Annotated in this window: 11 protein-coding genes; 7 read left to right on the top strand and 4 right to left on the bottom strand. The window is 64.5% G+C overall.

Annotated features, from left to right (window positions below):
- Positions 1-300: 300 nt before the first annotated feature.
- Positions 301-1,482: a pyridoxal phosphate-dependent aminotransferase gene (locus tag FS320_RS17155; protein ID WP_152713047.1), complete on the bottom strand. Its 1,182-nt coding sequence runs from the start codon at positions 1,480-1,482 to the stop codon at positions 301-303.
- A 390-nt stretch (positions 1,483-1,872) separates the two neighbouring features.
- Here FS320_RS17155 and FS320_RS17150 point away from each other — a divergent pair, with 390 nt between their 5' ends.
- From FS320_RS17150 to aat, 5 genes are all read left to right on the top strand, one after another.
- Positions 1,873-2,652 (top strand): DsbA family protein, encoded by a 780-nt coding sequence (locus FS320_RS17150; RefSeq protein ID WP_152713046.1) that lies wholly within the window; start codon positions 1,873-1,875, stop codon positions 2,650-2,652.
- Between the two features lie 284 nt (positions 2,653-2,936).
- Positions 2,937-3,404 carry a type II 3-dehydroquinate dehydratase gene (gene aroQ, locus FS320_RS17145; protein ID WP_152713045.1) on the top strand — a complete coding sequence of 156 codons (468 nt, stop codon included), beginning with the start codon at positions 2,937-2,939 and terminating at the stop codon, positions 3,402-3,404.
- Between the two features lie 25 nt (positions 3,405-3,429).
- The gene (accB, locus tag FS320_RS17140; RefSeq protein WP_152713044.1) at positions 3,430-3,906 is read left to right on the top strand and encodes an acetyl-CoA carboxylase biotin carboxyl carrier protein; all 477 of its coding nucleotides are present in this window, start codon (positions 3,430-3,432) and stop codon (positions 3,904-3,906) included.
- A gap of 8 nt (positions 3,907-3,914) precedes the next feature.
- Positions 3,915-5,273: an acetyl-CoA carboxylase biotin carboxylase subunit gene (accC, locus tag FS320_RS17135; RefSeq protein WP_152713043.1), complete on the top strand. Its 1,359-nt coding sequence runs from the start codon at positions 3,915-3,917 to the stop codon at positions 5,271-5,273.
- A 277-nt stretch (positions 5,274-5,550) separates the two neighbouring features.
- Positions 5,551-6,222, top strand: coding sequence for a leucyl/phenylalanyl-tRNA--protein transferase (gene aat / locus FS320_RS17130; RefSeq protein WP_152713042.1), 672 nt, complete (start codon positions 5,551-5,553; stop codon positions 6,220-6,222).
- Between the two features lie 56 nt (positions 6,223-6,278).
- Here the strand turns inward: aat and FS320_RS17125 are convergent, their stop codons facing one another.
- Complete coding sequence (locus FS320_RS17125) at positions 6,279-6,869, bottom strand: DUF2155 domain-containing protein (protein ID WP_152713048.1); 591 nt, start codon at positions 6,867-6,869, stop codon at positions 6,279-6,281.
- 237 nt (positions 6,870-7,106) lie between these two features.
- Here FS320_RS17125 and FS320_RS17120 point away from each other — a divergent pair, with 237 nt between their 5' ends.
- Entirely contained in the window at positions 7,107-8,114 is a 1,008-nt protein-coding gene (locus FS320_RS17120) for an SDR family oxidoreductase (protein WP_152713041.1), read from the top strand.
- Positions 8,115-8,210: 96 nt separating this feature from the next.
- Positions 8,211-8,828, top strand: a complete 618-nt coding sequence (locus tag FS320_RS17115; RefSeq protein WP_152713040.1) for a hypothetical protein — start codon at positions 8,211-8,213, stop codon at positions 8,826-8,828.
- 6 nt (positions 8,829-8,834) lie between these two features.
- Here FS320_RS17115 and FS320_RS17110 read toward each other — a convergent pair whose 3' ends face one another.
- Together FS320_RS17110 and FS320_RS17105 are read right to left on the bottom strand one after the other, a co-directional pair.
- On the bottom strand, positions 8,835-9,062 hold the full coding sequence (locus tag FS320_RS17110; RefSeq protein ID WP_152713039.1) for a hypothetical protein: 228 nt from the start codon (positions 9,060-9,062) through the stop codon (positions 8,835-8,837).
- Between the two features lie 31 nt (positions 9,063-9,093).
- Complete coding sequence (locus tag FS320_RS17105; RefSeq protein ID WP_152713038.1) at positions 9,094-9,507, bottom strand: NADH:ubiquinone oxidoreductase subunit NDUFA12; 414 nt, start codon at positions 9,505-9,507, stop codon at positions 9,094-9,096.
- Positions 9,508-9,757 lie beyond the last annotated feature (250 nt).

Here is a 9,757-nt window from a genome sequence, read left to right as displayed (position 1 = left end):
TCAGAGGCCTCGGCCTCGCCTCTGTCCACGTCCAGCCAGTCGAGTAATCCGACGAACCGCCGTATACGGACCCGTATGTACGGTGGTGTGGGAGGGGTGGAACCGCGAGGCTCCCCCCTATCCCGATTTTCGGCTCTACCGCCATTCCGGGGCGAGCACAGCGAGAGCCTGGACCCCATAAACACAACGGTTAGAGAATAAGACGATCTGGAAATCGGTGCCCCCACCCTGCATCGCTCGCGGTTATGGGTTCCGGGCGCGGCTCCGACGAGCCGCCCCGGAATGACGGTGCAAGCGCCCTTACCTCAGCCACTCCTTCAGCCGCGCCACCGTCTCGCGACAGTCGTTTTCCGATCCGGCGAAGGAGAAACGCATGTAGTGGGAGCCTTCGATGGGATCGAAATCGAGGCCGGGCGTGGCGGCGACGCCCGCCTCTTCGAGCATGCGCCTGGAGAAGCCGATGGAATCGTTCGTGAAGCGGGCGATGTCGGCATAGATGTAGAAGGCCCCGTCGACCGGGTGCATCTCCGTGATGCCGACCTTGGGCAGCTCTTCGAGCAGGTACGCCCGGTTCCGGGCGTAGCCGGCCTTTACCGCTTCCAGCTCCTCCGCCGCGTCGAAGGCGGCGAGGGCCGCCACCTGCGAGAGATAGGGCGGCGAGATGTACAGGTTCTGCGCCAGCCGCTCGATGGGCCGCACCAGACGGTCCGGCACCACGATCCAGCCGATGCGCCATCCGGTCATGCAGTAATACTTCGAGAACGAGTTGATCACGACCGCATCGTCGTCGGAGGCGAGCGCCGTGGAAGCGGCCTCGCCATAGGTCAGACCGTGATAGATCTCGTCGGACACGAACCACAGCCCCAGGCGACGGCAGGTCTCACCCAATTCCGCCAGTGCCTTGCGGCCGATCATGGTGCCGGAGGGATTGGCCGGGCTCATGGCGAGGATGCCGTGCAGGGGCTTTTCCGCGTGGGCCTTCTCGATCGCCTGAGCCGTCATGATCCATCCATCGGCCTTGGCGAGCGGAATCGTCACCGGCTCGATGCCCAGCGCCTCCAGGATGTTGCGATAGGCCGGATAGCCCGGCGCGGTGATCGCCACCCGCTGGCCCGGGTCGAAGAGGCTCAGGAACGCCAGCACGAATCCGGCGGAGGAGCCGGTCGTCACCACGACCCGCTCCGGCGCGATGCTCACGCCGTAAGCATCCCGGTAATGCCGGGCGATCCGCTCCCGCAGGGCCGAGATGCCGAGCGCCTCGGTATAGCCGATACGGCCGAGATCGAGGGCGGCCTTGGCCGCCTCCCGAGCCGCGCGGGGCGCCGGTGCGGAAGGCTGGCCGACCTCCATGTGAATGACGCTGTCGCCGCGCCGCTCCTTGGCCGCAGCCGCGCTCAGCACGTCCATGGCGAGGAAGGACGCGACGCGGTCCATGCGACGCGCGATGAGGGGCGAATGGAGATCGGCGGATGTCTTGGTCATGAAGAGGCTCGTAGCCGGTTGCAAGGGCGGTCTCAAGACGGTTCTTCATCGGGCGTCCTTCGCGGCTGGAGCGTCAGCGGGCGAAGGGAATCCATAGCGCTGCGCCTGATCGTGGATCCCTTCCCGGCCTGCGGCCGCCGGGGATGACATCCACCGCGTCACGGCCTGCCTGTCCCGGCCATCCCGATCGGAAGAGCGCCGCGCCTCACCGATCGGGATCACCGGCACGAGGCCGGTGATGACGTGGAGGGTATTGGTCTCACAATACGAAGCCGTGATTTGACGCCGCACTCCCCAAGCAGCTAACTCACGATAGAACAACGAGTCTCAACTCCGCCTCGAACGATTGTTAAAGGCAGGATCGACAAAGATTTCCGCAAAGGACCGAATATGCGCTTTTCGCTTCTCAGAATCGGCCGGACCGCAGCTCTGCTCGGCGCTCTGGCGATCGCTCCTGCCGCGATGGCGCAGGGCCCGTCCTTCAACGAGCAGCAGAAGCAGGCCATCGGCGAGATCGTGAAGGATTACCTCCTGAAGAACCCGGAGGTTCTGACCGAGGTGATCGCCGAACTCGAGAAGCGTCAGGCGGACGCGCAGCAGGTCGCCCAGGCCGGTGCGGTGAAGGAGACGAAACAGTCGCTCCTGAATGCTTCGCACTCCTATGTGGTCGGCAACCCCTCGGGCGACATCACCCTGGTGGAGTTCTTCGACTACAATTGCGGCTACTGCAAGAAGGCACTCTCCGACGTCCAGACGCTCATGAAGAGCGACCCCAAGCTGCGCGTCGTCCTGAAGGACTTCCCGGTCCTCGGGCCCGATTCCGTCGAGGCAAGCCGCGTGGCGCTGGCAGTCAAGAACCAGCTCCAGGGCCAGAAGCTCTTCGACTACCACATCAAGGTCCTGGAGAGCCGCGGCCGGGTGAACGGCGAGCGTGCCATGGCGGTCGCCAAGGAGATGGGCGTCGACATGGCCCGTCTTCAAAAGGACATTGAGAGCCCTGAGGTCCGCGCGGCCCTCCAGGAGAACATGGCTCTCGGCGACAAGCTCAGCCTGACCGGAACGCCGGCCTTCATCGTCGGCGAGACCGTGATCCCCGGCGCCGTCGGTCTCGATCCCCTGAAGCAGCTCGTGGACAATGTCCGCCAGTGCGGCAAGGCGAACTGCGGGTAAGCTCTGTGACCCTGTCGTAGCGCCCCCTGCTCTCATCCCCTCCACGTCATCGCCGGCCTTGTGCCGATGATCCCGATGGATCGAAGCGCAGCGCTTCACAGGATCGAGATGGCCGGGACAAGCCCGGCCATGACGTAAAACAGGTCTTCTCACGCTACGGAAACCTCGCGGGGAGTGGGGTAGAGTGGGAAAGCCTTGGTTTTCCCCTTCCCCCCTGCTCGCCTTTTGGCTAAGAGGGCGTTTCTGCTCCGCCTGGCGGAGCTTCAAGGAACGCTCCTTTCGCGATGACCAACGTCTTCGTCCTCAACGGACCCAATCTCAATCTCCTCGGCCGCAGAGAGCCCCAGGTCTATGGCAGCACGACGCTGCAGGACATCGAGAAGCTCGTGCGCGAGAAGGCCGAGACCCTGGGGACGGCGATCACGTTCCGCCAGTCCAACCACGAGGGACAGCTGGTGGACTGGATCCAGGAAGCAGGAGCGCAAGGAGCCGGCGTGGTCATCAACGCTGGCGCCTATACCCACACCTCGATCGCTCTGCGCGATGCCATCTCCGGCAGCGGAGCTCCGACGGTCGAGATCCACATTTCGAATGTTCATGCTCGCGAGGGCTTTCGCCATCGCTCGCTCATAGCGCCCGTCTCCATCGGCGTGATCTGTGGCTTCGGGCCCATGAGCTACCTGCTCGGCCTGGAAGCGGTTCACCAGGTGATGGTCGAGCGGGCCCGTCAGGCGAAGCCCTCCCAGCATTAGTTCCTCAGGAAGTAGAGGTAAGCCCATGGCCAAGGATAACCCTTTCGATCCCGATCTCGTCCGTGAGCTGGCGAATTTGATCGCCGACACGGATCTCAGCGAGATCGAAGTGGAGAAGGGCGACCTTCGCATCCGCGTGGCGCGCATGATCACCGCCGCCGTCACCGTTCCGGTCGCAGCTCCCGCCGCTCTGGCGCCCTCTCCCGTCATTGCACCGCCTCCGGCTGCAGCCACGGCCGAGGCTGCCGCGAAGACCGGAGCCCCCCATCCGGGCGCTGTGCTCTCGCCCATGGTCGGCACCGCCTACCGCAAGCCCTCCCCGGACGCGAAGGACTTCGTTGAGGTCGGCTCCAAGGTCCAGGCTGGCGACAAGGTTCTGCTCGTCGAGGCGATGAAGACCTTCAACGAGATCGTGGCGCCCCGCGCCGGCACCGTGACCGCCATCTATGTCGAAGACGGAACCCCTGTTGAATACGGCGAACCCCTCCTCGTCATCGAGTAAGGCGCGATATGTTCGATAAGATCCTCATTGCCAATCGCGGCGAGATCGCCCTGCGCATCCTGCGCGCGGCGAAGGAGCTCGGCATCGCCACCGTCGCGGTGCATTCCACCGCCGACGCGGATGCCATGCATGTGCGCCTCGCCGACGAGAGCGTCTGCATCGGTCCTCCGGCCGCCCGGGACAGCTATCTCAACATCCCGGCCCTGATCGCCGCCTGCGAGATCACCGGCGCGGACGCCATCCATCCCGGCTACGGCTTCCTGTCGGAGAACGCGCGCTTCGCGGAGGTGCTGGAGCATCACCGCATCACCTTCATCGGCCCGAAGGCCGAACACATCCGCATCATGGGCGACAAGATCGAGGCCAAGCGCACCGCCAAGCGCCTCGGCATCCCCTGCGTGCCCGGATCGGAGGGCGGCATCAGCGACGAAGCCGAGGCCAGGAAGGTCGCCAAGGACATCGGCTACCCGGTCATCATCAAGGCCGCCGCCGGCGGCGGCGGGCGCGGCATGAAGGTGGCGCGCAACGAGAACGACCTCGTCCACGCCCTCCAGACCGCCAAGACCGAGGCCAAGGCCGCCTTCGGCGACGATGCGGTCTATATCGAGAAGTATCTCGAGAAGCCGCGCCACATCGAGATCCAGGTTCTCGGCGACGGCAAGGGCAACGCCATCCACCTCGGCGAGCGTGACTGCTCCCTGCAGCGCCGCCACCAGAAGGTGTGGGAGGAAGGCCCCTCGCCGGCCCTGAACGTCGAGATGCGCGAGCGCATCGGCGGCGTCGTGGCCAGGGCCATGCAGGACCTCCAGTATGCGGGCGCGGGCACCATCGAGTTCCTCTACGAGGACGGCGAGTTCTACTTCATCGAGATGAACACCCGTATCCAGGTGGAGCACCCCGTCACGGAGATGATCACCGGGATCGACCTGGTGAACGAGCAGATCCGCGTGGCGGCAGGCCATGCGCTGTCGGTGAAGCAGGAAGACATCAAGATCGAGGGCCACGCCATCGAGTGCCGCGTGAATGCCGAGCATCCCTCGACCTTCCGCCCCTCGCCCGGCACGATCAGCTATTTCCACCCGCCGGGCGGTCTCGGCGTGCGCGTCGATTCGGCGGCCTACCAGGGCTACCGCATCCCGCCGCACTACGACTCTCTTGTGGGCAAGCTCATCGTTCATGGCCGCACCCGCAACGAGTGCCTCATGCGCCTGCGCCGGGCTCTCGATGAATTCGTGGTCGACGGCATCGACACCACCCTGCCGCTCTTCCGCACCCTCGTGCGCAATCCTGAGATCCAGAACGGCCAATACGACATCCATTGGCTCGAGAATTTCCTGAAGACAGGCGGTCTGGGCGAAAACGAATAGAGTCGTTACGAAATATCACGCGCTCTATTCTGGCACTGTCGGAACGGAGGGCGTCGTTTTTGAAAGCGAGGCCATGAAAGACCATGCCTCGCTTTCTTCACGTCGGCTTTCGGGCTTCGCCGCCCAAAACTGTACGATCTGTGGGTGCTCGCAACCAAGGCTGAGAAGACGGACGAAGAGATCCACCGACTCGGCAAATTCTACCTCAGAATCTGACTTCGCGTCTCAGCTATCCTATTTTATGAAGGATAGCCCGAATGATCGGATAAGTGACTGAATGACCCGGTCTCCCGACCACGCGATCGAGATTACCCCCGACATCCTCCTGAAAGCCTATGCGGCTGGCATCTTTCCCATGGCGGAAGATGCGGACGACCCCTCGCTCTTCTGGGTCGAGCCGCGTGAGCGGGGGATCATTCCTCTCGACAATTTTCACATCTCCAAGCGCTTGGCCCGCACGGTCCGCTCGGACCAGTTCGAGATACGGGTCGACCAGGATTTCGACGGGGTGGTCGCCGGCTGCGCCGCCCCCGGCGTGGACCGGGAGAAGACCTGGATCAGCCGGCGCATCCGCGAGCTCTACGGCGAACTCTTCGATGCCGGCTATTGTCATACGGTGGAGGTCTATCGGGACGATCGCCTCGTCGGCGGCCTCTATGGCGTGCGCCTCAACGGGGCTTTCTTCGGCGAGAGCATGTTCCACACCGAACGGGATGCCTCCAAGGTTGCCCTCGTTCACCTGGTGGCCCGGCTGCGCCGGGGCGGGTTCTCGCTTCTGGACACCCAGTTCGTGACCTCGCATCTGGCACAGTTCGGCGCCATGGAAGTGCCCAGGCGCAGCTACAAGCAGATGCTGCGCAATGCCATGGAGCATGCCGCGAACTGGAATTCCTGGCCGAGAGGCAAGAACGTCAGCGGCGAGGAAGCCCTCGCGGCCCTCGCCGTGTGACCTAGCTGGTTGTGCGGAGCCATAGGTCCGCGTCGGCGAAACGTGGATCTGATACCCTAGCGATCCGTGTTGATGATCGGAGCGGCGGGAGCTTGGCGCCGGGCCGGCTGGCGCAGAGGTGCAGTCTCGACGGCAGGCGGGCGCGGCGCCGTAGTGCCGGTGGGCGCCATGATGTCGCCTGGCCGTCCTGCATCGTTCGGCGCCCGGGCGGTATCCTGGATCGGCGGCAGTTCCTCGGGCGTCTCCTTCGGCTCGGCAATCACCTCCGTGCCGCCTTTGCAGTCGACGAGCCAGATATCGTAGACCGGATGCTCCAGGCCGTGCAGGCCCGGGCTTGCGGCAAACAGCCAGCCCGAGAAGACTCGCTTGGTCTTTCCGTCGGTAGCGGGCTCGTCGACCTCGATGAAGGAAGTCGTGTTCGGCGTTTCCGTCGGCGGCTTGGTGAAGCAGACCCGTGGGGTCATCTGCAGCGCGCCGAACTGCACGGTCTCGTCGATCCCGACCTCGAACGACACGATGCGTCCGGTGATCTTGTCGAGCCCCGAGAAGACGGCCGTGGGATTCTTGATACGGTCCGCGTGAGCCGTGCCGAGGCTGCCGATTACCGATGCGAGCACGAAAGCCGCCCGCGTCCATCCGAGTTTCATCATATGATCCAAGCCAAGTCCGATTTGGCGGTTCCTGTCCGGCCTGACCGGCCGCAACTCCTTGTCCCGGCAACGCGATAACACGCGAACCAAGATGGAAAAAGGGCAAGCCGGGAAAGAAGCCCCAGGAGATTCATGCGAGTGTCGGGATCTCCCTCAGGACAACGTCAGAGAAAATTCTGAACCCCACGCCCTGCCGCCTGTTAACGGGGCTGGATCAATGACGGAAAGCTGGACATGGACCAGAGTGACGGCAATTCGATTTCCCGGCGCGGGGTGATGGGTGGGGCAGCGGCCGGTCTCGCCTCGGCAGCAGCAGGCTCGGCCAGCGCTCAGACCCCAGGCACCCCCTCGGGCAGCGCAACGGCCAAGGACGACCCCACCACGAAATACCCGAAGCCGCCGTTCCGCTCGCAGTCGCAGCCATGGCCGGGCTTGGCCGGCCAGATGGACCCGCGGCCCGATCACGGCGAGACGAGCTACAAGGGGTCGGGACGGCTGCAGGGCCGGAAGGCGCTGATCACCGGGGGTGATTCAGGGATGGGCCGGGCCGCGGCCATCGCCTTCGCCCGCGAGGGCGCCGATGTCGCCATCAGCTATCACCCGGACGAGGAGCCCGATGCGCGGGAGGTGATCGACCTGATCAAGAAGGAAGGCCGGACCGCCGTGGCGCTTCCCGTGGACATCCGCGACGAGGCCCTCTGCAACCAAATCGTGGCGGATGCGGTGCGGGAGCTCGGCGGGCTCGACATTCTCGTCAACAACGCCGCCCGCCAGCAGCAGCGGAAAACACTCCTCGACATCACGTCGGAGGACTTCGACGCAACTTTCAAGACCAACGTCTATGCCATGTTCTGGCTGACCAAGGCCGCCCTGCCGCACCTGACGCCGGGATCGGCCGTCATCCAGACCACCTCCGAGCAGGCCTATGACCCTTCGGAGAACCTGGTCGATTATGCCATGACCAAGGCGGCGATGATGAACTTCACCAAGTCGCTGGCGAAGCAGCTCGGCCCCAAGGGCATTCGCGTCAACGGCGTCGCGCCCGGACCGATCTGGACGCCCCTCCAGGTCAGCGGAGGCGCCACACAGGAGAAGCTGCAGCAATTCGGGGGAGACACGCCTCTCGGTCGCCCCGGCCAGCCTGTCGAACTGGCCTCGATCTACGTCCAACTCGCCGCGGCGGATGCGAGCTATGCGACCGGGCAGGTCTACGGTGCCGCCGGAGGCAGTGGCCAGCCATAGAGACGATTGCCATCTGTGCCCGCTGACAAGGCTATGCACCCCTGACCCCGTACAGCTAAGGTATCCGCTTTACCGGGCGACGGGAGCAAAGACACCATGCACGAGCCTCACAGGTCGGGCGACGCTGCCCGCGAGCGCCTTGGCTTCTTGTCCGAAGCGGAAATAATCGCTCTCTCCCGCCTCGGCATCCTGTCGCCGGATCCGGGCTCGGTGCTGGTCTCGGGCGATGTGCGGCTCGCGGAAGACGTGGTTCTCTGGCCCAACGTCATTCTCCAGATTTCCGCTGGCGGCCGCATCACGATTGGCCCGGGAACCAACCTTTTTCCCGGAACCCGGATCGTCGCGTCGGGCGGATCGGTCACGGTCGGCGCCGGAGCTGAGATCGGAGAGGAAGGCGGCTTCACCCTCAAGGCCGGTGCTGGCGAGACCATCGACATCGGGGACGGGGCCAGGCTCCTGGGCGGCGGATCTCTGACCCTGTCGAATCGGATCGGCCGGGGCGCTCAGATCCTCGGCCCCATCCGCTGCCAGAACTGCCTGTTGGGCGATGGCGGGACCTATCGCGATCCCGAGCCGGATGCGCGCGGCGGTGTTCTGAAGGGTTCAGGCGTCGCGCGTGGGATCGAGGTACCGCAAGGCCATGTCATCCAGGCCTTCGGCCTCTTCGCCGAGGCCGTCATGCGGCGCCAATCCTACTTTCATCCGAAGGGCTGAACCCGGTCAGGACCAATCCTGCTCCAGGGGATTCGAAGCCGGCTCCGTCATGGGGTCACCCTCCTTCTCACGCCGCTCGAAATGAGCAAGGGAGCAGGCATGGGAGCACAGAAGCCCGCGATCCGACCAGTAGGACGGGCCGTTCTCGGTTCGCCCGTAATGGTAGCTGAAATCGGGGTGGCCATAGGCGAGGCCACACTCGACGCAGGTACGGGCTTGGGTTCGTTTCAGCATGACATTTGTCGAAGCGAGGCTCTTTGGAGCCTCACTCCCCCGGCGTCCATGGCACGTAATCGCCGGTGGCAGCGGGACGCCTTCCGGCCGAAAGGCTCGAGCCCTGCGGGCGATAGGCCTGGGTCGTGCCGGTCATGTTGGGCACGTAGGGCTTCTCCCAGGAATGCGGCTTGTAGGTCTCCTCGCTCGGAGGCACATCGCCGTTATGGCAGAGCCAGGCGCGCCAGCCGGGCGGCACCTTCGAAGCATCGGCATAGCCGTTATAGACCACCCAGCGGCGCTCGGCGCCGACATTCGAGTCGATCGCCTCAGCCTGGGTATAGCGGTAGTAGCGGTTGCCGAACTCGTCCTCTCCGACGAACTGCCCCTTACGCCACGTGAAGAATCGCGTGCCGATGGTCTGTCCGTTCCACCAGGTAAAGAACTGAGTCCAAAACTGTTTCATCGCTGCTGCTGCCGGAGGGGTCCATCAATTTGGGCGGAATATGGCTACAGCGCGCTGGGAAGTCCAGGGCAAAGATGCCCCGCCCCCCTGCCCGGCCCAGCAGTGACGCGGCTCGGAGACGATCCCCTCAACTGGCCCTCCGCCGGGTTTGCGCCTGCCCGCAATCAAAAGCAGGGCTCATCTCATGAGAAAGGCGTGGCTTTGTGAGCCACGCCTCGTCATTGACAGGCGCCGCGGACTTGGGATTGCG

The organism is Microvirga tunisiensis (genome assembly GCF_009296175.1).
Classification (GTDB): Bacteria; Pseudomonadota; Alphaproteobacteria; order Rhizobiales; family Beijerinckiaceae; genus Microvirga; species Microvirga tunisiensis.
This window is presented reverse-complemented; position numbering and strand designations above follow the sequence as displayed.